Raw genomic sequence first — 24,273 nt, forward strand, 5'->3', positions numbered from 1 at the left:
ACAAGAAAACGACAATGACCCCGACCAACCAACAACTCGGCGCCATCAAGACGGTCCTGTTCGTCCTCTGCCTGCTGCCCGCCTTCCTGCAGTGGCGCGGGCTGGAGATGGACGCCCTGGGCGCTAACCCGATCGAGGCGCTGACCCGCGCCACAGGCGAGTGGACGCTGCGCTTCCTGCTGATCACGCTGACTGTGACGCCGCTGCGCAAGTACACCGGCTGGCACTGGCTGGTGCGCCTGCGCCGCATGCTCGGGCTGTTCGCCTTCGCCTACGGCGTGACCCACCTGCTCACCTACGTGTGGCTGGACCAGTTCTTCGACTGGCAGGCCATCGCCAAGGACATCCTCAAGCGCCCCTTCATCACCGTCGGCTTTGCCGCGCTGGTGCTGATGACGCCGCTGGCCGCCACGTCCTTCAACGCCGCCATCCGGCGCCTCGGCGGACGCCGCTGGCAAGCCCTGCACCGCGCAATCTACCCGATTGCGGTGCTCGGCTGCGTGCACTTCTGGTGGCTGGTGAAGAAGGACATCACCCAGCCGCTGATCTACGCCGCCATCACCGCCACCCTCCTCGGCCTGCGCGCCTGGTGGCGCGAACAGGAACGTCGCAAGCAGCTGGCCGGCGGCTACCTGCCTGCACACGGCCCCACGGGCAAGATCATCCGGATCTTCCAGTCCCACTGAGACGAACCCAGCCGCCCCCCTGCAAGCACGAAAAAACTCCAGCGCAGGCCTGCAGCAAATTCAGGCAAACATCACAAACCCAGACAGGATATTGGGCGATAATCCAGCGCGATCAAGCACACGTACCGTAGCTGGCATATCGCCCATCGAAAACGGGGGCCCGTAGAGCAATCTCTCCGGTTGAACCCCGCGGTGGAATCCCCCCAACGACCTCGTTCCGGTTTGCCCCCACTCAAGACTTCATGAGCGTCCGCCAAGCAGTACGATTCACGACCCTCGCTACCGTGGCGAGCTTCATCCTTTCGTTGATCAGCGTGGTCGTCGTATCGCGTATCCTCACTCCCGAGGAAATCGGCGTCTTCTCAGTGGCCGTGTCCGTCATTTCCTACACGCACATCCTGCGCGACTTCGGTGTGGGACAGTATTTCGTGCAGCTCAAGGAGATCACCCGCGATCACCTGCGAGCGGGCTTCACGGTGATGCTCCTGATCTCGTGGTCGATGGCCCTGATTCTATTTTCACTGCGCGTTCCCCTGGCCGCCTTCTTCAAGCACCACGGCCTGGAAACCGTCTTTGCAACGCTGGCCATCAATTTCCTCATCCTGCCTTTCGGCTCCCCCATCATGTCGATGCTCAAGCGGGAGATGCGCTTCGACCGACTGGCCATCATCAGCGTAGTGAATTCGGTAGTTCAGGTCGGGGTGACCGTAGGCACTGCCTTGGCCGGCGAAAGCTACATGAGCATGGCGTGGGGATCCATTGCGGGCAACGCCGCAAACGTCGTCCTGATGTCCTGCATGAAACCCGAAATAGCTCTGCTTACACCGACACGCCGGGGTCTCTCCACGGTGCTTTCATTCGGGAGCAAATCGAGTGCCGGTTCTCTGGTCGGTGAGCTGGGTGTCAGCGGCCCCGATCTGATTCTCGGCAAGACCCTCGGCTTCACCTCAGTCGCCATTTTCAGCCGTGCATCGAGCCTCAACAACATGTTGCTGGGCAAGGTCAACGACATCGTCCGACAGATCTTTCTTCCCGCGTTTGCCCAGGGCATTCGGGAGGGCAAGCGTCCGGCGGACATGTATGCCGACGCAATGCGCCTCATTACCGGCATCACCGTACCCTTGCTGAGTGCCCTGGCAATACTCGCACAGCCGATGATTCTCTTCTTCTTCGGTCAGCAGTGGCAGGACGCCGGGGCTCTGGCCTTATATCTCTGCCTCTATCAAATAGTCCGAGCCCCCACTGAATTTGCGTCCAATGCACTTATCGCCGGCGGTCATGCCAGCACGGTGCTCCGCAGCGAAGCCATCAGCCAAACCAGCATCCTGGCCATTCTGTGCCTATCAGTCCGGCTGGATCTGCACACCGTTGTTTGTCTGCTGCCGATTGCCTCGTGCATTCACTTCCTGTCCTTCGGATATGCCCTTCGCTCGCACTACGGCCTTTCACACCAAGCACTGATTGTCGCCGTTCTGCCCAGCTACAAATTGATTCCGGGAACTCTCGCCGCAACGGGCATCCTGGAGATTGCGATTCGCACCGGCTACTGGCAGCCCTCCGCTTTCCTGCATCTGGCAAGCGCGTCCTCGCTGATCGCCTGTGGTTACATCTGGACGCTGCGCCGGTCCGGCCATCCGGTCCGAGAAGAACTCGTGCGCCTGGTTCCCCCTCTCTCAAGGCTACTTGGGGAACCACAAACCGACGCCCGCTGACGCACCAGCGCGCTCCGAGGCAGTTCAGCCGGAACGAAGGGCCTCTCACGGGCCTTTCTTCCCGCCTCTTCAATACTTCACTTCGGGCGGATCGCCGATTTTGGACGGAAGGCTTTGACGACGGCGTCGTCTGTCTCGATGTAGGGGCCGCCGATCAGATCGATGCAGTAGGGCACGGCGGCGAAGATGCCATGCACCTTCTGTTGCCCATCGGCATCCTTGAGGCCTTCGAGGGTTTCGGCGATGGCCTTCGGCTGGCCCGGCAGGTTGATGATCAGGCTCTGGCCGCGGATCACCGCTACCTGGCGGGACAGGATCGCCGTCGGCACGAAGGCCAGGCTGACCTGGCGCATCTGCTCGCCGAAGCCCGGCATCACCTTGTGGGCGACGGCCAGCGTGGCTTCCGGGGTCACGTCGCGCAGTGCCGGCCCGGTACCACCTGTTGTCAGAACCAGCGCGCAACCGGCCTCGTCACACAGTTCGACCAGGGTCTTCTCGATGGACGGCTGGTCGTCCGGGATCAGGCGGGTCACCGCCTCCCACGGCGTGGTCAGCGCCTTGTCCAGCCAGTCCCGCAGCGCTGGGATGCCTTTGTCTTCATAGACGCCGCCCGAGGCCCGGTCACTGATGGACACCAGGCCGATCTTCACGCGCTCGCTCATTTCTCGTCTCCTGCCTCGTCGTCTTCATGATCATGATCGGAAGCCTCGCCGGCCGTCCCGTCCTCCAGCTCGCGCAGGACCCGGAACAACTCCCGGTAGGCGCGCGGCGGCTTGTTCTGTTCCTTCTCCTTGATCGCATTGCGACGCAGCACGCGGAGCTGCTGCAGATCGGCGCCCGGGTGAGCGACGGCGATGTCGTGGAGCGTCTTTTCGTCTTCGATCAGCTTGGTGCGCAGATTCTCGAGGCGATGCATCTTGGCCGTCTCGACCGCCGACACGCCCTTGAAGGCGTCCAGCGCGGCGCGGATCGGCGCCGGGTCCACATTGCGCATCAGCTTGCCGATGTATTGCAGCTGGCGCCGCTTGGCTTCGTGGGACGGGAAGCGCTGGTAGTCCTTCACCGCGTCGCGCAGGTCCTCGTCCATCGGCACCTTGGCCAGGCGCTCCTTGCCGAGGGCGACCAGTTCCTGGCCAAGATCCTGCAAGGCATGGCTGGCGCGCTTGAGCTCCGACTTGCTGGGGCCGGTGTCTTCTTCGTCTTGATGATATTTGTAGTGGGCCATCTGGGGGCAGGAAGTGCTCGGGAAGGGTAAGATTATAGCCTTTAGCCCCTCTTCAACCGGATCGCCATGGCCGACAACCGTTTCAGCTTCACCCAGGACCAGCTCAAGACCATTGCCGAAGACATCCTCAAGTTCGCCCGCAAGCGCGGCGCAACAGCCTGCGAGGTCGATGTCTCGGAGGGCTTCGGCCAGTCCGTCACGGTCCGCCGCGACGAGGTGGACACCATCGAATACAACCGGGACAAGGGTGTCGGCATCACCATCTACGACGGCCAGAAGCGCGGTTACGCCAGCACCTCCGACTTCTCGAAAGAGGCCCTCAAGTCCACCGTGGACGCCGCCGTCTCGATCGCCCGCTTCACGGCCCCCGACCCGGCCGCAGGCCTTCCCGACGAAGCTCTGCTGGCCAGGGAATTCCCCGATTTCGACCTCTACCACCCGTGGAAGCTGTCCACAGAGGACGCCATCGAGCTGGCCCGCAAGTGTGAGCGCGCGGCCTTCGCGGTGAGCCCGGAGATCCGCAACTCCGACGGCGCCAGCGTGTCGATGCAGGAGGCCCACTTCATCTCCGCCAACAGTCTCGGCTTCCTCGGCGGCTACGCAAGCTCCCGCCACTACCTGTCCTGCTCGGTGATCGCCGGCGAGGGCGACGACATGCAGCGGGACGACTGGTATTCCACCAAGCGCGATCCGTCCGAGCTGGCTGACGCCGACGAGATCGGCACCTTCGCCGCCCGCCGTTCGCTGGCGCGCCTCGGCGCCCGCCAGATCCCGACCTGTGAGGTGCCGGTGCTGTTCGAGGCCCCGCTGGCCGCCGGTCTGATCGGCGCCTTCGTGCACGCGGTGAGCGGCGGTGCGCTGTACCGCAAGTCGTCCTTCCTGCTGGACAGCCTGGGCAAACAGGTCTTCCCGTCCCACATCCAGATCTCCGAGCGCCCGCACCTGGCCAAGGCCTTCGCCAGCAGCCCCTTCGACGACGACGGCGTGGCCACGCAGGATCGCGAAATCATCATCGACGGCGTGCTGCAGGGCTACTTCCTCAGCACCTACTCGGCGCGCAAGCTGGGCATGCAGACCACCGGCAACGCAGGCGGCAGCCACAACCTGCTGGTCAAGCCCGGCCAGTACGACCTGGAGGGCCTCATCAAGCAGATGGACCGCGGCCTGCTCGTCACCGAACTGCTCGGTCACGGCGTCAATTACGTGACCGGCGACTACTCCCGCGGCGCAGCGGGCTTCTGGGTGGAGAACGGCAAGATCCAGTACCCGGTGCATGAGATCACCATCGCCGGCAACCTCAAGAACATGCTGATGGGCATCCAGGAAATCGGCTCCGACGTGCTGGTACGCGGCTCCAAGCACTGCGGCTCCATCCTGGTGGACCGCATGACCGTCGCCGGAGCCTGATCCACCGAGCAGCCCCGAACAAGGAGACGCGAGCATGGAAAGACGTTCCTTCCTGAAGCACGCCGGTGCCGGCATGGCCGGCGCCGCCATTGCGGCCCCGGCTTCCTCAGCCGAACTGCCGACCATCAAGTGGCGCCTCGCCTCCAGCTTTCCCAGGACCCTCGACACCATCTTCGGCGCCACCGAATCGGTGGCCAAACATGTGGCGGCGGCCACCGGCGGCAAGTTCCAGATCCAGCTCTTTGCCGCCAACGAGATCGTACCCGGCCCCGGCGTGCTCGACGCGGTCAAGGACGGCACCGTCGAGATCGGCCACACGGCGTCCTACTACTACGTTGGCAAGGACCCCACCTTCGCCTTCGACACCTGCCTGCCCTTCGGCCTCAACAGCCGCCAGCAAACCGCCTGGATGCTCAGCGGCGGCGGGCTGGAGCTGATGCGTGAGTTCTTCCGCGACTACAACATCCACCTGATCCCCTGCGGCAACACCGGCACCCAGATGGGCGGCTGGTTCCGCAAGGAGATCAAGACCCTCGACGACCTCAAGGGCCTCAAGTTCCGCATCAGCGGCATCACCGGCCAGGTGCTGGCCAAGCTCGGAGTGGTGCCGCAGCAGATCCCCGGCGGGGACATCTACCCTGCCCTCGAAAAAGGCACCATCGATGCCGCCGAGTGGGTCGGCCCCTATGACGACCTCAAGCTTGGCTTCAACCGGGTCGCCAAGTATTACTATTACCCGGGCTGGTGGGAAGGCGGACCGCAGCTCTCCATCTACGTGAACATGAAGCACTGGGCATCGCTACCCAAGGAATACCAGGCCATCCTCGAAGACGCCTGTCTGCGCGCCCATTCCGAGATGCAGGCCAGCTACGACGCCAAGAGCCCCAACGCCCTCAAGCAGCTGGTCGGTTCGGGCACCCAGCTGCGGCCCTTCCCCAACGAGGTGATGGCAGCGGCCTTCAAGACGGCGCTCGACCTCTACGATGAAATCGCCGCCAAGAACGCCAAGTTCCGCAGAATCTACGAGGTCTGGAAGAAATTCCGCGATGACCAGCTGCAGTGGTTCGCCGTGGCCGAAAACCGCTACGATAATTTCATGCAGGCAACCCGCGTTGCCACCCGGGCCCGCAACAACAAATAGGCAGACGATGGACTTGCCCCGCGGGGGGGCGAATGAATCCGTCCCCACTGCGGCTGCCCTCACAAGATCGGCTCCCACGTCACGAAGCCCGCACAGCCCCTCGCCTTATCTCACGATGTACCCTGTATCCCTGAAACAATCCCTTCGCTTGTCCGGAGGACTCCACCCATGATCGCCGCCTTTGCCCTTCTGCTGGTTTTCCAGCTCGCCGGTGAAGCCCTGCGCGTCGCATTGCACCTACCGGTTCCCGGCCCGGTAATCGGGATGGGGCTGTTGCTGGTCTATCTGATCGCCCGCCGTGGCCCGTCCGAATCCCTGCGGACCACCTCCGGCACGCTGCTACAGAACCTGTCGCTGATGTTCATCCCCGCCGGCACCGGCGTCATGCTTCATGGCGCCCGCCTGTTCGATGAAGCGGGGCCGATTCTCGTTGCGCTGGTCGCCAGCACCGTGCTGGGCCTGGCCGCTACTGGGCTGACGCTGCACTTCCTGACCCGCAAGAACAAGCAGGAGGGCCAGCGATGAACACCGAAAGCATGACCGAGATCTGGGTCTACCTGTCGGCTCAACCGCTGCTGTGGCTGACCCTGACGCTGGCCGTATATCTGCTGGCGCTAGCGCTGCACCGCAGGGCCAAGGGGCACCCGGTGGTCAACCCGGTGCTGGTGTCGGTGAGCATCCTGGTCATCCTGCTGCTGGTCACCGGCACGCCCTATCAACGCTACTTCGACGGCGCCCAGTTCGTGCATTTCCTGCTCGGCCCGACCACCGTCGCGCTGGCGGTGCCCCTCCACGCCCAGCTCAAGCGCCTGCTCGCGATGGGTGGGCCGCTGCTGATCGCGCTGGTCGTCGGCTCGCTGACCGCCGGCCTGTCGGCCTACGCCATCGGCGCCCTGCTGGGTGCCAGCACACCGACGGTGATCTCCCTGGCGCCCAAGTCCGTCACCACGCCGATTGCGATGGGCGTCGCCGAGCGCCTCGGCGGACTGGCCTCGCTGACCGCGGTATTCGTGATCCTGACCGGCATCTTCGGGGCGATCTTCGCTGACGGCATCCTGCGCCGCCTCGGCGTGAAGGACGACGCCAGCATCGGCTTCGCCCTCGGCCTGGCCTCCCACGGCATCGGCACCGCGCGGGCCTTCCAGCTCAGCGAGCAAACGGGTGCCTTCGCCGCACTCGCGATGGGCCTCAACGGCCTGTTCACGGCCATCACCCTCCCCTGGCTGCTGCCGCTGCTGACACCGCTGCTCAAGTAGCGCTGCGTGAACTAGGGTTGCCATCAATTTGCCCACGGCGTATGCGGCCCCGATAATCGGGGCCGTTGACATTTTTGCTGCACTGCATCCATGGACTTGCTGATCGATGTGATCCTGCGCGCCGGCCGCTCGGCGGTCGAGCTGTCGTTTTTCGTGCTGCTGCCGGTGATGATCGTCATGCTGTCCCTGATGCGTCTGCTGGAAGCCAAAGGCGTGCTCGACTGGGTCGTCGCCCGGCTGGCCCCGTTGCTGCGCCCCGTCGGCCTGACCGGCCTGGGCGTCTTCGCCGCGCTGCAGATCAACTTCGTCAGCTTCGCCGCCCCTGTTGCCACGCTCACCATGATGGACCAGCGCGGAGCCTCCAGCCGTCACCTGGCCGCCACGCTGGCGATGGTGATGGCGATGGCTCAGGCCAATGTCTCGATGCCGATGGCGGCGATGGGCCTGCATTTCGGCATCGTGCTCGGCTGGTCGCTGGTCGGCGGGCTGGCGGCCGCGGCGGCCACCTACTATGGCTTCGGGCGCGGGCTCAGCAACGCCGAACACACCGTCGATGAAACCCTGCACCACCCTGTTGCCGAAAGCGCCAAAGGCATCCTCGACGTGATCAACCGGGCCGGAGCGGAAGCCTTCAAGATCGCCGTCGGCTCGATCCCGATGCTGGTGCTGTCCCTCACCGTTGTCCTCGCCCTGCGCCGCCTGGGTGCGCTGGATGCCCTTACCGGCCTTCTGTCGCCGCTGCTGCTGGCAGTTGGCGCCGACCCGACGCTGATCCTGCCAACCCTCACCAAATACCTGGCCGGCGGCACCGCGATGATGGGTGTCATGGACGAGATGCTGCGTGCCGGCACGGCCAACGCCGCCACCCTCAACGGGGCCAGCGCCGGCCTGCTGATCCACCCGCTCGACGTCCCCGGCGTGGCAGTACTGATTTCCGCCGGACGGCGCGTTGCCGACGTTTGGAAGCCCGCCACCCTCGGCGCGCTGGTCGGCATCGCGGTGCGCATGGCAGGACACATGGTCGCCGGCTGAGTCCGTTGCCGTCGGCGTGCTGCGGTGCCACACTGGCAGACATCCCGAGGCCCCTCGACAAGGGAAGCGGGCCCGCCCATCCCCTGGAGAGCCCCATGTCAACTGCGTCGCATCTGCATTCCCCAGCCCCACGCCAATACAAGTATTACGAATTCGTGATGGCGGCCTTCGTCGCTGTCTATCTGTGCTCCAACCTGATCGGCCCGGCCAAGGCTGCGCAGGTCGTCGTCCCGGGCCTGGGGCCAGTGACCTTCGGCGCCGGGGTGCTGTTCTTCCCGATCTCCTACATCTTCGGCGACGTGCTCACCGAGGTATACGGCTACGCCCACGCCCGCCGCGTGATCTGGGCCGGCTTCGGCGCAATGGTCTTCGCCTCGGTGATGGCAGCAGTGGTGGTCGCTCTGCCGCCGGCCCCGACCTGGACCAATCAGCCAGCCTACGAGATCGCCTTCGGCTCCACCTGGCGCATCGTCGCCGCCTCGCTGACGGCCTTCTTCTGCGGCGAATTCGTCAATTCCTACGTGCTCGCCCGCATGAAGATCCGCAGCCGCGGCCGCCACCTGTGGCAGCGCACCATCGGCTCGACGATCTTCGGCGAGGGCGTGGACTCCCTGCTGTTCTATCCCCTCGCCTTCTGGAACTCCGGCCTGATCCCCAACGACCTGCTGCCGGGCATCATGCTCGCCCAGTTCATCACCAAGGTTGGCGTGGAGACGCTGTTCACCCCGCTCACCTACAAGATCGTCGCATTTCTGAAAGAAGCCGAGCGGGAGGATCACTACGATGTGGACACCGATTTCTCACCCTTTTCGATAAAGGTGTGACGGGTCTTGCGGCGGCGCGGCATTTCACTAGGCGAAATCGGCACACCTGAGATACCATTCCGCGTCCTTGAATCAGAGGCAGGAAATCCGTTGTCCACGCCAGAAACCGCGAAAAGCCCCATCCAGGTCATCGAGCGCATGATGAAGCTGCTCGACGTTCTCGCCGAGCACCCCGATCCGGTTGCGCTCAAGCAACTCGCTGCGGAAACCGGGCTTCATCCCTCTACAGCCCATCGCATCCTCGGCGCGATGAGCAGCAGCGGCTTCGTCGAACGCAGCGACGGCGGCGCCTACCGTCTGGGCATCCGCCTGCTCGAACTGGGCAGCCTGGTGAAGTCGCGCATCTCCCTGCGGGAAACCGCCATGGCCGCCATGGTGCGCCTGCACGGCACCACCGGCGAGAGCGTCAACCTCGGTATCCGAGCCGGCGACGAGATCGTCTATGTGGAGCGGACCTCCAGCGGCAAGTCTGCGGTGCGTGTCGTCCACATCGTCGGAGCCCGCGCCCCGCTGCACACCACCGCCACCGGCAAGCTGTTCCTCGTCGAGGACGGCCCCCAGAAGGTCAAGGAGTACGCCCGCCGCACCGGTCTGCCATCATCCACGCCAACCTCCATAACCACGCTGCAGGGCCTGGAGAAGGAGCTCGACAAGGTCCGCCGCCATGGTGTCGCCTATGACCTGGACGAGGTCGAAACCGGCGTGCGCTGCATCGCCGCCGGCATCCGTGACGACAGCGGCGACCTGATCGCAGGCCTGTCCCTGTCCACGCCGTCCGAGCGTTTCAACCCGGACTGGGCCCCGCTGATCCGCCAGACCGCCGACGAGATCTCCAGCGCCCTCGGCTACGTAGCTCCGGCGACACGCCAGACCTGAGCCAGATCACTACTCTGCGGACGGAAGCACCACGTATCCGGCAACAGGCTCAAGGGGAGTGCCCCGGCACCCAAAGCGGGGGGCAGAACCAACGATGTAAAAAGGCGCCTCCCGGCGCCTTTCTCTTATCCCCTCACAACAAGATCAGGTCGCCGGGCCGTGGCGACCGGCGGCAGCGAGCTTCTGCTGCATCGCGGCGCTCTCCAGCCAACGCTTGACCCGCTGCGCATCAGCGACGCGCGTGAAGCGGCCGAAGGAGTCCAGCAACACGATGATCATCGGCTTGTTGAGCATCCAGGCCTGCATCACCAGGCACTTGCCGGACTCGTTGATGTAACCGGTCTTGGACACACCGATCTGCCAACTCGGACTACCGACCAACGAGTTGGTGTTGTTGAACTGCCGTTGGCGGCCGTTGAGCGATACCACGTAGTTGGCGGTAGTGGTGAATTCACGGATCAGCGGATAACGGGAGGCGGCCGACACCATCTTGACCAGGTCGCGGGCGCTCGACACATTGGCGGAATTCAGCCCCGTGCTGTCGGAGAAGCGCGTGTCGTGCAAGCCCAGCGATGCGGCCTTGCGGTTCATGGCGGTGACGAAAGCCGGCAGGCCGCCTGGGTAATTCCGGCCGAGGGAAGCCGCAGCGCGGTTCTCGGAGGACATCAGCGCCAGGCGCAGCATGTCGTCCCGCTGCAGCTCGGTGCCCACCGGCACGTGGGAACTGCTGTTGCGCAGGGTGTCCACATCGTCCTGGGTAATCGTCAGCGTCTCATTGAGAGACAGACGGGCATCCAGCACGACCATCGCGGTCATCAACTTGGTGATGGACGCAATCGGCACCACGGTATCGGAGTTCTTTTCGAGCAGCACATTGCCGGTAGCCTGATCCGTCACCATGAAGGCGGCAGACTGGAGCAGCGGGTTGCCCTCATGGTCGATGTCATGGCTGGCGACAGCGGCGACCGCATGCTGAGCATGACGCGACGCATGTGCAACCTTGCGCCCCTGCGGTTTGTCCTCGGCCGCCCTGGCGACCTTGCTTCCCCTGGCCTTGCCTGACTTGGACGACTTGGCCACCTTCTCGGCCTTTTCAACCTTGGGTGCAGCCTTGGCGGTGTGGGCTTTCTTCGACGCCGCATGATGCGCCGCAGCGAACGCATCGCCGGGCACTGCGGTGTTGAGTGCAAAGACGCTCAGCAGGGTGAGTACAGTAGTACGGATCTTCATCGTCTTTCAAACTGGTTCATGGCAGGAAGAAACCCTTCTTCCCTATGAAAAATCTTCGCGACGGACAGGCCTCGCGGGTGGAATTCGGTGCGCTCCGGCGAATGCCCATTGAATGAGCACCGCAACATGGCCGGGCGGCACAAACGCAAACAACATACTTCTTATTCAAAATAAGGGGTTATTTTAAATTTTTGAAGTTTTTTGTGAATGATTTTTTTGCACATTTCGAGCAGACGACTCTCATTGGCGCGCATGGGCACCCACCGCTATCCATCGATCCTCAAAAAGCGGGCCAGTTCCGCACGCCGGCTGATCGCATCCCGATATCCGAGTTCCATCAAGGAGCGGGTGTAACCCTGCTCGAAAAGCAGGTACGAGAGCAGCACTGAGCCGTCTTTCCGCATTGCACCAATACTGCTCAGGACCATGCTCAACGCCCGTGGCAAAGTCTGGCGGTGCCGCGCGGCCAGGTAGTCGAGACGCTGGGACGGGGCGATCACCAGCGTTTCGATGGGGCGCAGCGGAATGCCCGCAACGGCGCGCTGGTCCGGCGTCAGCACCGAGAGGGTGGCATTGATGCGCTCCAGGCGCTCCAGGTCCATCGCCAGCCCATCCAGGAAGATGCTCGACATGGCATGGCCGGCCACCTGGGCCGGCGAAGGGTAGCAGTCGGTACGCTGCCGCGCCTCCTCCGAACGCCGCCCGCCAGCAATCACGAGGATACGCTGTGCGCCGAGATGGATGGCCGGACTGATCGGCGCGAGCTGGCGCATCGAGCCGTCACCGAAATACTCCCGGTTGATGCGCACCGCAGGGAAAACGAAGGGAATCGCGCTGGAGGCAAGCAGGTGATCCACCTCCAGCTCGGTGCGCATGCCGATGCGTTTCTCCCGGCGCCACGGCTGCAGATCGTCGCAGGCCTGGAAGAAGGCCAGGTTGTCTCCCGAGGTGTAACCCGACGCGCTGACCGAGACTGCCCGCAAATGACCCGCATCGATCGCCCGGCCGATGGCGGAAAAATCGAGCTGTGCCTCCAGCAGTTCGCGCAGCGGCGTGTTGTCGAGCAGGGAACGGGGCGACTGGCGCACCAACGCGCCAAACAGGATCGCTGAAGTCCAGCGCACCACCGACTGGGTGATTGCCGCCGTATCGGCCCTGTAGACATGATGGACGTGGAAATTGCGCCAGATATAGGCGAGCTTGCGCACCGCCTCGTTGAAATTGGCGGAAAAAACCGCCAGCGCCGCCGCATTGACGGCACCGGCGGATGTCCCGCACAGGATCGGGAATGGATTTTCGCGGCGCCGCCCCCAGACCTCCCGGATGGCGATCAGCGCACCGACCTGATAGGCCGCCCGCGCCCCGCCACCGGTCAGGACCAGCGCCGCCGTGCCCACCTCCGCCATCCCGCCCCCTCCGTGATCGATATCACGCAGTTTAACGGCCGCAGACGACGGAGGCATTAGAGCAAGATCAACGACCCGCTTCGACCACCGTCAGCGCAGTCATGTTGACGATCCGCCGCACTGTCGCCGTCGGGGTCAGGATGTGCACCGGCTTGGCCGAACCGAGCAAGATCGGGCCGATGGTCATGCCTTCGCCGGCGGCGGTCTTGAGCAGGTTGAAGGCGATGTTGGCGGCGTCTAGCGTCGGGAAGATCAACAGGTTGGCGTCCTCACTCATCTTGGCGTTGGGGAAGACCTGCTTGCGGATGTCCGCATCCAGCGCTGCGTCGCCATGCATCTCACCTTCCACCTCCAGGTCGGGGTGCTCGTTGTGCAGCAGCACCAGCGCCTTGCGCATCTTCTCGGCGGTCGGCGAGTTGTCGGTGCCGAAGCTGGAATGGGACAGCAGCGCAATACGCGGCTGGATGCCGAAGCGACGCACCTCGTCGGCGGCCAGGCGGGTCATCTCGACGATCTGCTCGGGGGTCGGATCGTAGTTGACGTAGGTGTCGCACAGGAACACGGTCCGGTCCGGCAGCGCCAGCAGGTTCATCGTGTAGAAGTTGCGCACGCCCTTCTGGCGACCCAGCACCGTCTCGATGAACTTGAGGTGCAGGTGATGCATGCCATAGGTGCCGCAGATCATCCCGTCGGCGTAGCCGAAGTGCAGCAGCAGCGCGCCGATCAGCGTGGTGCGGCGGCGCACCTCGCGCTTGGCGTAATCCACCGACACGCCCTTGCGCTCCATCAGCGAGTGGTAGTGAGACCACAGCTGGTTGAAGCGCGGATCGGAGTCCGGGTTCACCATCTCGAAGTCCAATTCGGGCCGCAGACGCAGGCCGAAGCGCTCGATGTTGTGCAGCACGACCTCGGGACGGCCGATCAGCACCGGACGGCAGGTGCCCTCGTCCACCGCGGTCTGCACCGCGCGCAGCACGCGCTCCGCTTCGCCTTCCGCGAAGATGATGCGCTTCGGCGCCTGCTTGGCGGCCTGGAACACCGGCTTCATCACCAGGCCGGACTGCCACACGAAGTTGTTGAGTTGCTGACGATAGGCGTCGAAATCGGTGATCGGGCGCGTCGCCACGCCGGACTCGATGGCCGCGCGGGCCACTTCCGGAGCGATCTTGACGATCAGGCGCGGGTCGAAGGGCTTCGGAATGATGTACTCGGGACCGAAACCGGACAGTTTCTCGCCGTAGGCCGCCGCCACGATGTCGGAGGCCTCGGCACGGGCCAGCTCGGCGATGGCACGCACGGCAGCCAGCTTCATCTCGTCGGTGATCGTCGTCGCGCCGACATCCAGCGCGCCGCGGAAGATGAAGGGGAAGCACAGCACGTTGTTCACCTGGTTCGGGTAATCCGAACGGCCGGTGGCAATCAGCGCGTCGTCGCGGACCCTCTTGACCTCTTCCGGCAGGATCTCTGGCGTCGGATTGGCCAGCGCCATGATCATCGGGCGCGACGCCATCTTGGCGACCATCTCCGGCTTCAGCACACCGCCGGCGGAGAGGCCGAGGAACACATCGGCGCCCTCAATGATCTCGCCCAGCTTGCGCGCGTCGGTCTTCTTCGCGTAGCGGGCCTTGATCGGATCCATCAGCGTCGTACGGCCTTCGTACACCACGCCTTCAATGTCGCTCACCCAGATGTTCTCGACCGGCACACCGAGCATCACCAGCAGGTCCAGGCAAGCCAGCGCCGCCGCGCCGGCGCCGGAGGTAACCAGCTTGATCTTGGACAGGTCTTTGCCGAGCAGGTGCATGCCGTTGAGCAGCGCCGCGCCGACGACGATAGCGGTGCCGTGCTGGTCGTCGTGAAAGACCGGGATCTTCATCCGCTCGCGCAGCTTGCTCTCGATGTAGAAGCACTCCGGCGCCTTGATGTCTTCCAGGTTGATGCCACCGAAGGTCGGCTCCAGCGCCGCGATCATGTCGATCAGCTTGTCCGCATCGGGCTCATCGATTTCCAGGTCGAACACGTCGATGCCGGCGAACTTCTTGAACAGCACGCCCTTGCCTTCCATCACCGGCTTGGCGGCCAGCGGGCCGATGTTGCCGAGGCCCAGCACCGCAGTGCCGTTGGTGACGACGCCAATCAGGTTGCTGCGGGACGTCAGCGACGCGGCCTCGGCCGGATCCTCGACGATCGCATCGCAGGCCGCCGCCACGCCAGGCGAGTAGGCCAGCGACAAATCCTGCTGGTTGGTCAGCGCCTTGGTCGGCGCGATGGCGATCTTCCCCGGCTTGGGCAGACGGTGGTATTCAAGTGCGGCCAGACGAATTTGCTCATCCATTCAGGTATCCCTCTCCATTGTTGATGTGTGTGTTTGTGTACTGCCATCATCCGACCAAATTACCGTTACGGCAATTCGTGACTTCCACAGCACAAAATGCCATTCGAGTAGATTTCTCTACGCGACGAACCATGGCATAATGTAAGGCTAAGTCAGTCGGGTTAATCCCGATTGACACCAATAATACGCGCCGAGCCCTGGTGGCCCAACAAGACGCGATTGCCCAGCCGGAAGCCTCCCGAACCGGCAACTTGAAACAACGCATCCGTAACGTCCTGGAGAATCGTCAGATGTCTCAAAGCATTGCCGAAGCCGCCATCGCCGCCGCACCCGATTACGTCAAGCACGAAAAACTGAAGCAGTGGGTTGCCGAAATCGCCGCCCTCACCGAACCCGACCGCGTGGTGTGGTGTGACGGTTCCGAAGAAGAATACGACCGCCTGTGCGCCGAGATGGTCGAAGCCGGGATGCTGATCAAGCTGAACCCGGAAAAGCGCAAGAATTCCTACCTCGCCTGGTCCGATCCGTCCGACGTGGCTCGCGTCGAAGACCGCACCTTCATCTGCTCCGCCAACAAGGACGACGCCGGCCCCACCAACAACTGGGAAGACCCGGCCAAAATGCGCAAGACCCTGAACGAACTGTTCAAGGGCAGCATGCACGGTCGCACCCTGTACGTGGTTCCGTTCTCCATGGGCCCGCTCGGCTCTCCCATCGCCCACATCGGCGTGGAGATCTCCGACAGCCCCTACGTGGTCACCAACATGCGCACCATGACGCGCATGGGCAAGGCCGTTTTCGACGTGCTCGGCACCGATGGCGAGTTCGTGCCCTGCGTGCACAGCGTCGGCGCTCCGCTGGCCCACGGCGAAAAAGACTCCCGCTGGCCCTGCAACCCGACCGTCAAGTACATCGTCCATTACCCCGAGACCCGCGAGATCTGGTCCTACGGTTCCGGCTACGGCGGCAACGCCCTGCTCGGCAAGAAGTGCTTCGCGCTGCGCATTGCCTCCAACATGGCCCGCGACGAAGGCTGGCTGGCCGAACACATGCTGATCCTCGGCGTGGAAAGCCCCGAAGGCGAGAAGACCTACGTCGCCGCCGCCTTCCCGTCCGCCTGCGGCAAGACCAACTTCGCGATGCTGATCCCGCCCAAGTCCTTCGACGGCTGGAAGATCTCCACCGTCGGCGACGACATCGCCTGGATCAAGCCGCGCAAGGAAGCCGACGGCAGCACCCGCTTCTACGCGATCAACCCGGAAGCGGGCTTCTTCGGCGTCGCCCCCGGCACCTCCGAGAAGACCAACTACAACGCGCTGGCCACCCTGCGCGAGAACATCATCTTCACCAACGTCGCGCTGACCGACGACGGCGACGTATGGTGGGAAGGCATGACCAAGGAAGCCCCGGCTCACCTGGTCGACTGGCAAGGCAAGGACTGGACCCCGGAAATCGCCAAGGAAACCGGCCGTAAGGCTGCTCACCCGAACTCCCGCTTTACCGCTCCGGCCAGCCAGTGCCCGTCCATCGACCCGAAGTGGGAAGATCCCGCCGGCGTGCCCATCTCCGCCTTCATCTTCGGCGGCCGTCGCGCCACCACCGTGCCGCTGGTGTACCAGGCCTTCAACTGGAACTTCGGCGTCTACATGGCCGCCACCCTCGGCTCCGAAACCACCGCCGCGGCCTTCGGCGCCCAGGGCGTGGTGCGCCGCGACCCGTTCGCGATGCTGCCCTTCTGCGGCTACCACATGGGTGACTACTTCAACCACTGGCTGAAGATGGGCCACACCGTCGATCAGGCCCCGGGCATCTTCTGCGTCAACTGGTTCCGCATGAACGAGAAGGGCGAATTCATGTGGCCCGGCTTCGGCGAGAACATGCGCGTCCTGAAGTGGATCGTCGACCGCGTTCGCGGCCGCGTACACGCCACCGAGAACGCCCTCGGCTGGATGCCCCAGTACGAAGACATCGACTGGACCGGTTCCGACGTGACCAAGGCCGAGTTCGACGCGCTGGTCAAGATCGACGCCGACGCCTGGAAGACCGAGCTGGCCGGCCACCAGGAATGGTTCGACAAGCTGCAGGACCGCCTGCCCAAGCAGTTCACGCTCAAGCGCGAACTGTTCGAACTGGCCCTGTCGGTGTAAGTTCGCAGCAGCCAGCCGGCTGCTCAGGTAACGCAAAAAAGCGCCGAGCAATTGGCGCTTTTTTGTTGCCCCGCCCATTCACCAAGAACGACACCTATGACCCGCAGTGCCCGCCGCATGGCCGACATCCAGCCCTTCCACGTGATGGAGATCCTCAAGCGCGCGCACGAACTCGCCGCCAGCGGACGCGACATCATCCACCTGGAAGTCGGCGAGCCGGATTTCGCCAGCCCTCAACCCATCGTCGAAGCAGCCCAGCGCTTCCTGGCAGGCGGCCACGTGCATTACACGCCAGCCCTCGGCCTTACCGCACTACGGGAAGCCATCGCCCGCTTCTACCACGACCGTTTCGGCGCCGACGTCCCGCCCGAGCGCATCATCGTCACTCCCGGCGCCTCCGGCGCACTGATGCTGGCCCTCGCGGTGCTGACCGATCCGGGCGACGAATGGCTGCTGCCCGACCCCGGCTACCCGTCGAACCGCCACCTGGTGCGCAGCTTCGAGGGCATCCCACGCGCCCTGCCAGTGGACGCCAGCACCCGCTTCCAGCCCACACCCACTCAAGTCGAGGCCGCGTGGACCGCGCAGACCCGGGGCCTGATGGTCGCCAGCCCGGCCAACCCGACCGGCACACTGCTCGCGCTCGACGAAATCGTTGCACTGCAGGAAACCGTGAGCCAGCACAAGGGCGTGCTGATCGTCGACGAGATCTACCAGGGCCTCAACTACGGCGTGGATGCCTGCACCGCCCTCAGCCGCCTCGACGACGTCTTCGTGGTGAACAGCTTCTCGAAGTACTTCGGCATGACCGGCTGGCGCCTTGGCTGGCTTGTTGCCCCCGAGGCCTATGTGCGCGACATCGAGAAGCTAGCCCAGCACTTCTTCATCTCGCCCTCCACGCCAGCCCAGCACGCTGCGCTGGCCGCCTTCGAGCCAGCCACCATCGCCATCCTCGAAGAGCGCCGCCACGAGTTCGCCAAACGCCGCAACGCGCTGCTCCCCGCCCTGCGCGACATCGGCTTCCGCTTCGCCACCGAACCCCAGGGCGCCTTCTACCTGTACGCCGACATCTCCGGCATCGCCAAGGACAGCCAGTCGCTGGCACGCCTCCTCATCGAGGAAGCCGGTGTCGCCACGACGCCCGGCATCGACTTCGGCGACAACGGGCCGGAACTCCATCTGCGCATTGCGTACACGACGGGCGCAGGACGCCTGCTCGAAGCCGCGGAACGCATCGCCCGCGTCCTCTAGAAACGGATTCCCGCCCTCTCGGCAGGATCGGGGCCCCAGAAAACAGAAAACCCGCCTCTCGGCGGGTTTCTCTTCCCCAGACCCGGGCGCGCGTCAGGCGCCGACGAGCCTTCCTCCACTGCGGGCCACCTGGCTCAGCATGGCCTTCACGGCCATCACCTTGCTGGCGTAGGGGGCCGACGGATCGCCGACACCACCATACTGCTGCAGGGCCCGCTCAACGGAACCGGTACTCTGAATGTACTCCTTGAGCACCAGCGCGCCGACACGGATATTGGTTTCAGGGTCGAACAGCGCACTCTTGTCCGACTTCACATCCACCTTGTCGGGGTGGAACTTGGGGATCACCTGCATCAAGCCCTGCGCACCCAACGGGCTCTCGGCAAAGGGATTGAAGCGGGACTCGATAGCCATCACGGCCACCAGCAGCAGCGGGTCCACGCCCACGCTGCGCCCGGTCTGCTGAGCGGACGCCAGCAGCGGCTCAAGGGCCACTGCCGACACCTGATAGCGCTTGGCCACATAGGTCTTTACGCGCTGCAGATCAGGGCTGAGCTTGACCGGCGACACGCTTTCTGCCGCCTGGATGATGTCAGCCTCCGGCTCCGCAGCCGCTTCGGCAACAGCAGAGACAGGTACTTCGGTACTACCGGTCAAACTATCAAGGGACAAACCCTGCACACCGTGATTGGCAATCCGGGATGCCACGAACAGCGTGAGGACGAGACCCGCGACAAGAAGACCGCCGTGGGCGAAGTGAAGCATGAGTGAAGCCGCGTGACGTGCGAACTTCGCGATACGAGTTGCGAACATGGGCTCTCCTTTCTGTGGCCACAGTCCAGCAAACGCGCGCGCACAACCGCCCCCAGGACAGCAGGGACAGAAAATCCGTTTGTATCACCCGACAGCCCTCGAAAAAACAGGGCCGGGTTCAACTCGTCAGCCAACCAAACCGGCCGACGGCGCTCGAAGGACTAGGTCGCCAGGGGTTGATCCAAACACGCTGATGCAACCAGACAGCGTGCCAAAAAAAGTACCGAGCCAGACCTCGGACAGGTCAGTAACCGGGGGGAAGAAGGCCGGTTATGCGGCAGCTCAGGCACCGACTTGTAACAAGAGTTTTGCGCCAAAAAATGCAGACGAAACGCATTCTATTGATTCGACTGGGTTTTGTCAATCTAACCCGAGTTCACCCTGCGCAAACTAATCCACAAAGCATTATAAAAAATACCTTGCAGGCTGACGCCCCCGGACAGCGCCCACGGCAAATCAAGCATTGCCGGGCCACACGCTTGTACATGGCTAGACGCGGCGGTATGCACTGACAAAGGGAACATCTACGCCTGCCCGGCCCTCACCAAGCCTCCTGAGCCATAGCAAAAAACAACGTTCAACATTGCTTTCAGGCCTTAATTTTTTTTGCGGATGGCCACAAGTGATCTACACCTTGCATCCCGGCCTGACCGATCAAAATCAAGGCCAGTCTGAGTCACTCTGGGAGCGGGCGTCCACGCCGGATGAATGAAACTGGAAGCTAAGGCGTCTCCCGTAAGCTGGACATCACCTAATTCAAGCATCGACGCAAAAACGGATGTCGTCGACAACCGAGCATGGCGCCTGCTTTGGGCGAGTTCAACTTTATGCGGAAATGTCTGGGCGAACCGCTCGGAGTACCAAAACAAGGCGGGCACCCGGAAATCATGCTCGGTCTGATGACCGTGGCCGCTCTCGTCGCACTCACCGTCAAACAGATTCTCCCCATGATCGGCCACATAGAACAACGTGGCCGTGGCCCCCGTCCTCTCCAGTCGTGCGATGACTTCAGCAAGAAAATGGTCTGTGTAGCGAACCGAATTATCGTAGGCATTTCCCATCTCAATACGCTGGCTGCGGTCATGCAGGTCAGCGCGTGACAGATCATTAAGAGATGGTCGGAAATAATCGAAAGCGGCAGGGTAACGGTGGCTGTAGTTGAAATGGCTACCGAGCGTGTGCAGAACAATCAACTGCAAGGACTCACCGGAACCTAGAATCTCATCAAGAGGCGCGAGCAGATCACTATCCATTCCACCTCTCAACTTGTAATTGGCAAGATTATAGAAACGCGTGACGTCCGCTTCTGCTGCATGCAAAGCGATGGAGCTGTCATGGACGCCCAACGGGCTTTGGGTGGAAAGCCAATAGGTCTTGAAACCTGCTTCCCGGTACGCGGAGATCAGCGATCGCTCAGGAAAGAAGGCGCTTCGGTTCGTTGCAGGCTTGCGGGTCAGAATCACCGGTACAGCCATTCGTGTCCACGCCCAAGGTGATATGAAATCGCTGAAGCTCACCAGATTGGATTGGTGCATCAAGCGCGGCGTGGTTTCTCTTGGATAGCCATTGAGCTGCCAACGATCCGGCCTCCCTGTCTCGCCGATTACGAGCACGTGAATACGCCGCTCCTTTGCCGGACTGGCGAGGCTTGCACCAAAACGAAACCGTTCGATCCGGGCCTGATAACTTTGACGCGTACTTCGTTCGCGCCAATATGAATAGAAACGTAATGGCACTCCCAAAGGATATAGATTTGCCAGCCTTGTGAGTGACGGGCTAAGACCTGCTTCGCTTAGACTCTCGTTTGGATCTTCTCGCTCATTACCATGAATGGAAGCATCCATGGGATCAAAAACGATGGCAGCAACAGGCATAGCCAGCAAGCTGATGCTAATGAATACCGCCCAAGAACGGATACGCAACGGCCATTTCCAATCCTGCTCACGCGCCCGATTAATTACCACGAACAGAAGGGTTGCGACAGCCAGAAAACTGGCCCCAAAGAGAAACAACTTCGGCCCCAGATAGCCAAGCACCTCCTCCGGATTGGTCTCCGACAGGATTCCCAGCACATGGACATCACTCGGTTTACCGTAGTTCAGGATATAGAAGCACTCAAAGGGTGCCAGCAACACCCATGGAGCCAACATCACGCCCCCCAACCACAGACGACGCGGCAGGGTCAGCAACAGCACACAACTCGCCAACGCAATCAGCAGGGTGTCGATACGCCAATCAGACTGCATGGCGTCAACACCTCCTGCGGTGCACAACGTCAGGATGGTGGGACTCAAACTGAGCGTACAAATGGCAAAAAAGAAAGCCCGTTTGTTCAGCATGCGATCAGCTGGCAGGCCTTCCAGCCAAGGGGAAAGGCCATCGATCGATCCATTCCGCTTCATGCTCATCCTGCGGCTCGACCAGCTCGGCGGCGCGATGCGCACCCGCCGACTCCAGGGCGTCACGCAGCCGCTGCCAGGAAAAATGCGGACCAGGATCAGTCTTACGCCCCGGCGCAATATGTTGGTGCCCGGTAACCCCCTGAATAGGGAACCGTTGGCATAAATCGGCGATCACATCGGCCAACGCCGAGTACTGCACGACCTCAAAAGGAATTTCGTCGCCCCCTTCAAGCTCTATCCCGATCGAGAAATCGTTACAACGCGACATTCCCCGCCAACTGGACACGCCCGCATGCCATGCCCTGAGTTCGGGGGGGACGAACACAATCACCTCTCCCGTGCGACGAATGAAGTAGTGGGCGGACACCCTCAAATCCTTGATCGTCTCAAAAAAAGGGTGTTCGGCCTGATCAAGAGTGTTTGTAAAGAGTTGCTCGACACATCGACCGCCATGCCGTCCAGGGGGCAAGCTGATTGCGTGGATGACGATCAGCCTGACAAGCATTTTAGGACGGAGATCGTGATTAGGAGACAACACCACTTGCACAGAATAGGATAGCCAGAAAGAGCGTACACACGGAGAGCTATGGGTGAGACCTAGCCGAAACCGATGCACACTGCAGAAAAAAGCCCGAGAGAATTTTCTCTCGGGCCTGCATGGAGAAATAATCAGCCACTAACTAATCAAATAATTAACTAGCAGCTGCTGCCGTCTTGTTGTTCTTCAACAGAGCTTGCTTCACCGCTTCATTAGTCACGTCAGTAGTTACGGTCCACACGATAGTATTGGCATCAGTCGTGTTATCCGGCGTCAAGGTCACGGTCTGTCCATCAACACCTGTACCAATGCCGCTTTGGAAGGTAACAGTGATTTTGCCACCGGCAGCGACTGTTGCGGACTTGATTTCCTTGGTCGAAGTAAAAGTCTTGATGGGATCTACGCCATCCTTGCAATTCGAAGCAACACCGCCTTGCTCTTGGATACAAAGGGCAACTGCTGCCTTCAACCCATCAATCGAAGTCATCATATTTGACGCCTTCGCCTTCGCCGTGTAGTCCTGATACTGCGGAATCGCCACAGCAGCCAGAATGCCAATAATCGCCACGACGATCATCAGTTCGATCAGCGTAAAACCGCTTTGCTTTTTCATGATGTGATCTCCACTCGTTGAAATTTGGTTGGTGCGGGCTGTTGCCTCGTACGTGCTGATATAGGCAACCAGCGTGCCAAATTTTACCAATTTCAATTTTTTCATTTTGAAACAAGCCATTGCTAGTTTCCAAGCGGCCTGACCGGCTCCTGCCTCCCCAGGGAACCCATCTTTCATGTGACGCTTTTCGTCACCCCCTGCCAGAATTCGTCAGTCCTGGACGTGGCGAAGTACCAAAAGGGCAACGGGTTCAGCTCCAAGGGAACCCGTTCAGGTTCGAGTTGAACCGTTTCAAGTCCAACCTGAACCCACTCCCTTACAGGTAGGCCAGCGGCGTCCGGCCACCCCATCTCCCCTTGGCCACCCCAATGGCGTATTCATGCCCACGCCAAAATGGCATGGACACCTGCCATAGCACGAGCGAGGGAAACATCCCTGTGGCGAATTCCTCTGCCCCCAGACGGTCGAATCGGCGATGAGCGATTGAATTCTCCCCACAGACCTGAAAAGGAGAGACTCGATGGACGCCCCCAACGAGAAGTACCTTCCGGCACGCATCCTGTGGCTGCACCGCTGGAGCCCGCGGCTGCTGTCCTTCCGGATCAGCCGGGAGGCGGGTTTCCGCTTCGTGCCGGGGCAGTTCGCGCGCCTCGGCTTGCACCAGGCCAACGGGGTGCCGGTTTGGCGGGCGTACTCCATGGCGTCGGCAACCTGGGACGACCACCTGGAGTTCTACTCGATCATCGTGCCGGACGGCGCCTTTACGTCCCGCCTGGAGCAGTTGCAGGTCGGCGACGAGTTGATGATGGAGCGCCAGCCCTTCGGCTTCTTCACCACCAACCGTTTTGCCGATGGACGTGACCTGTGGATGCTCGGCACCGGTACGGGTCTGGCGCCTTACCTGGCGATCCTGCAGGATGAGAGCACCTGGACGCGCTTCGAACGCCTCATCCTGGTGCATTGCGCGCGCAATGCCGACGACCTCGCCTACCAAACGGAAATAGCCGCCCTGCAGGACCATCCCCTGTGGGCCGAGCATGGCCACAAGCTGATCTACCAGCCGGTCGCCACCCGCGACGACACCGTTGCCGGTGCGCTCCACGCGCGCATTCCGGCGCTGCTGCAGAGCGGCGAGCTGGAAGCGCACCTGGACATTCCGCTGACCCTGGCCGACTCCCGCATCATGATCTGCGGCAGCCCGAACATGGTCCACGACACTCACAAGGCCTTGCTCGGGCGGGGCTTTCGTCTCAGTAGACTGGCGGCGCCGGCACAGATTGCGGTGGAGAACGCCTGGTAAACAGCCGCCTCAAAAGCAGGCCGCACCAAGACGGTGAAAAGCCTCTTCCCCCAATCAGTCGGGAATCAAAAATCGAAAG

General features: G+C 62.4%; 21 protein-coding genes. 12 read left to right on the forward strand and 9 right to left on the reverse strand.

All coding sequences use genetic code 11. The features are described 5' to 3' along the window. Positions 1-14 precede the first annotated feature (14 nt). Together AC1PPK_RS22370 and AC1PPK_RS22375 are read left to right on the forward strand one after the other, a co-directional pair. Complete coding sequence (locus tag AC1PPK_RS22370; RefSeq protein ID WP_481115201.1) at positions 15-686, forward strand: protein-methionine-sulfoxide reductase heme-binding subunit MsrQ; 672 nt, start codon at positions 15-17, stop codon at positions 684-686. A gap of 242 nt (positions 687-928) precedes the next feature. After that, complete coding sequence (locus AC1PPK_RS22375; protein ID WP_481115202.1) at positions 929-2,398, forward strand: oligosaccharide flippase family protein; 1,470 nt, start codon at positions 929-931, stop codon at positions 2,396-2,398. A gap of 77 nt (positions 2,399-2,475) precedes the next feature. On the opposite strand, the gene mog is transcribed toward AC1PPK_RS22375, so the two are convergent. Then, entirely contained in the window at positions 2,476-3,060 is a 585-nt protein-coding gene (mog, locus tag AC1PPK_RS22380) for a molybdopterin adenylyltransferase (protein ID WP_481115203.1), read from the reverse strand. Then, complete coding sequence (gene yjgA / locus AC1PPK_RS22385; RefSeq protein WP_481115204.1) at positions 3,057-3,623, reverse strand: ribosome biogenesis factor YjgA; 567 nt, start codon at positions 3,621-3,623, stop codon at positions 3,057-3,059. The genes mog and yjgA overlap by 4 nt, the downstream gene beginning before the upstream one ends. 66 nt (positions 3,624-3,689) lie before the next feature. Here yjgA and pmbA point away from each other — a divergent pair, with 66 nt between their 5' ends. The 7 genes from pmbA to AC1PPK_RS22420 all read left to right on the forward strand — a co-directional run bounded on the left by pmbA (position 3,690) and on the right by AC1PPK_RS22420 (position 10,159). Further along, entirely contained in the window at positions 3,690-5,030 is a 1,341-nt protein-coding gene (gene pmbA / locus AC1PPK_RS22390; protein WP_481115205.1) for a metalloprotease PmbA, read from the forward strand. A gap of 34 nt (positions 5,031-5,064) precedes the next feature. Then, a complete protein-coding gene (locus tag AC1PPK_RS22395) occupies positions 5,065-6,171 on the forward strand; it encodes a TRAP transporter substrate-binding protein (RefSeq protein WP_481115206.1) in 1,107 nt (368 codons plus the stop codon). A 168-nt stretch (positions 6,172-6,339) separates the two neighbouring features. Then, complete coding sequence (locus tag AC1PPK_RS22400) at positions 6,340-6,696, forward strand: CidA/LrgA family protein (protein ID WP_481115207.1); 357 nt, start codon at positions 6,340-6,342, stop codon at positions 6,694-6,696. Then, positions 6,693-7,427, forward strand: a complete 735-nt coding sequence (locus AC1PPK_RS22405; RefSeq protein ID WP_481115208.1) for an LrgB family protein — start codon at positions 6,693-6,695, stop codon at positions 7,425-7,427. Before AC1PPK_RS22400 ends, AC1PPK_RS22405 begins: the two co-directional genes overlap by 4 nt. A 90-nt stretch (positions 7,428-7,517) precedes the next feature. Then, on the forward strand, positions 7,518-8,459 hold the full coding sequence (locus AC1PPK_RS22410) for a nucleoside recognition domain-containing protein (protein WP_481115209.1): 942 nt from the start codon (positions 7,518-7,520) through the stop codon (positions 8,457-8,459). 95 nt (positions 8,460-8,554) lie between these two features. Next, positions 8,555-9,283, forward strand: coding sequence for a queuosine precursor transporter (locus AC1PPK_RS22415; protein ID WP_481115210.1), 729 nt, complete (start codon positions 8,555-8,557; stop codon positions 9,281-9,283). A 138-nt stretch (positions 9,284-9,421) separates the two neighbouring features. Next, positions 9,422-10,159, forward strand: a complete 738-nt coding sequence (locus AC1PPK_RS22420) for an IclR family transcriptional regulator (protein WP_481118254.1) — start codon at positions 9,422-9,424, stop codon at positions 10,157-10,159. 144 nt (positions 10,160-10,303) lie between these two features. Here the strand turns inward: AC1PPK_RS22420 and pbpG are convergent, their stop codons facing one another. From pbpG to AC1PPK_RS22435, 3 genes are all read right to left on the reverse strand, one after another. After that, on the reverse strand, positions 10,304-11,389 hold the full coding sequence (gene pbpG / locus AC1PPK_RS22425; protein WP_481115211.1) for a D-alanyl-D-alanine endopeptidase: 1,086 nt from the start codon (positions 11,387-11,389) through the stop codon (positions 10,304-10,306). A 266-nt stretch (positions 11,390-11,655) separates the two neighbouring features. Next, positions 11,656-12,795: a patatin-like phospholipase family protein gene (locus AC1PPK_RS22430; protein WP_481115212.1), complete on the reverse strand. Its 1,140-nt coding sequence runs from the start codon at positions 12,793-12,795 to the stop codon at positions 11,656-11,658. Positions 12,796-12,862: 67 nt separating this feature from the next. Then, complete coding sequence (locus AC1PPK_RS22435) at positions 12,863-15,130, reverse strand: NADP-dependent malic enzyme (RefSeq protein WP_481115213.1); 2,268 nt, start codon at positions 15,128-15,130, stop codon at positions 12,863-12,865. A gap of 290 nt (positions 15,131-15,420) precedes the next feature. Between AC1PPK_RS22435 and AC1PPK_RS22440 the strand changes: the two genes are divergently transcribed. Beyond that, positions 15,421-17,277, forward strand: coding sequence for a phosphoenolpyruvate carboxykinase (GTP) (locus AC1PPK_RS22440; protein ID WP_481115214.1), 1,857 nt, complete (start codon positions 15,421-15,423; stop codon positions 17,275-17,277). A gap of 96 nt (positions 17,278-17,373) precedes the next feature. Next, positions 17,374-18,528, forward strand: coding sequence for a pyridoxal phosphate-dependent aminotransferase (locus tag AC1PPK_RS22445; protein WP_481115215.1), 1,155 nt, complete (start codon positions 17,374-17,376; stop codon positions 18,526-18,528). Positions 18,529-18,621: 93 nt separating this feature from the next. Here AC1PPK_RS22445 and AC1PPK_RS22450 read toward each other — a convergent pair whose 3' ends face one another. From AC1PPK_RS22450 to AC1PPK_RS22465, 4 genes are all read right to left on the reverse strand, one after another. After that, positions 18,622-19,341, reverse strand: a complete 720-nt coding sequence (locus AC1PPK_RS22450) for a lytic transglycosylase domain-containing protein (RefSeq protein ID WP_481115216.1) — start codon at positions 19,339-19,341, stop codon at positions 18,622-18,624. 596 nt (positions 19,342-19,937) lie between these two features. Next, positions 19,938-21,743, reverse strand: a complete 1,806-nt coding sequence (locus AC1PPK_RS22455; protein WP_481115217.1) for a phosphoethanolamine transferase — start codon at positions 21,741-21,743, stop codon at positions 19,938-19,940. After that, positions 21,685-22,290: a 1,6-anhydro-N-acetylmuramyl-L-alanine amidase AmpD gene (gene ampD, locus AC1PPK_RS22460; protein ID WP_481115218.1), complete on the reverse strand. Its 606-nt coding sequence runs from the start codon at positions 22,288-22,290 to the stop codon at positions 21,685-21,687. Before ampD ends, AC1PPK_RS22455 begins: the two co-directional genes overlap by 59 nt. Before the next feature lie 145 nt (positions 22,291-22,435). Further along, a complete protein-coding gene (locus AC1PPK_RS22465; protein ID WP_481118255.1) occupies positions 22,436-22,894 on the reverse strand; it encodes a pilin in 459 nt (152 codons plus the stop codon). 520 nt (positions 22,895-23,414) lie between these two features. Here AC1PPK_RS22465 and AC1PPK_RS22470 point away from each other — a divergent pair. Continuing rightward, positions 23,415-24,194: a ferredoxin--NADP reductase gene (locus AC1PPK_RS22470; protein ID WP_481115219.1), complete on the forward strand. Its 780-nt coding sequence runs from the start codon at positions 23,415-23,417 to the stop codon at positions 24,192-24,194. Positions 24,195-24,273: the final 79 nt, after the last annotated feature.

This window comes from Zoogloea sp. JDB1, from assembly GCF_056724025.1.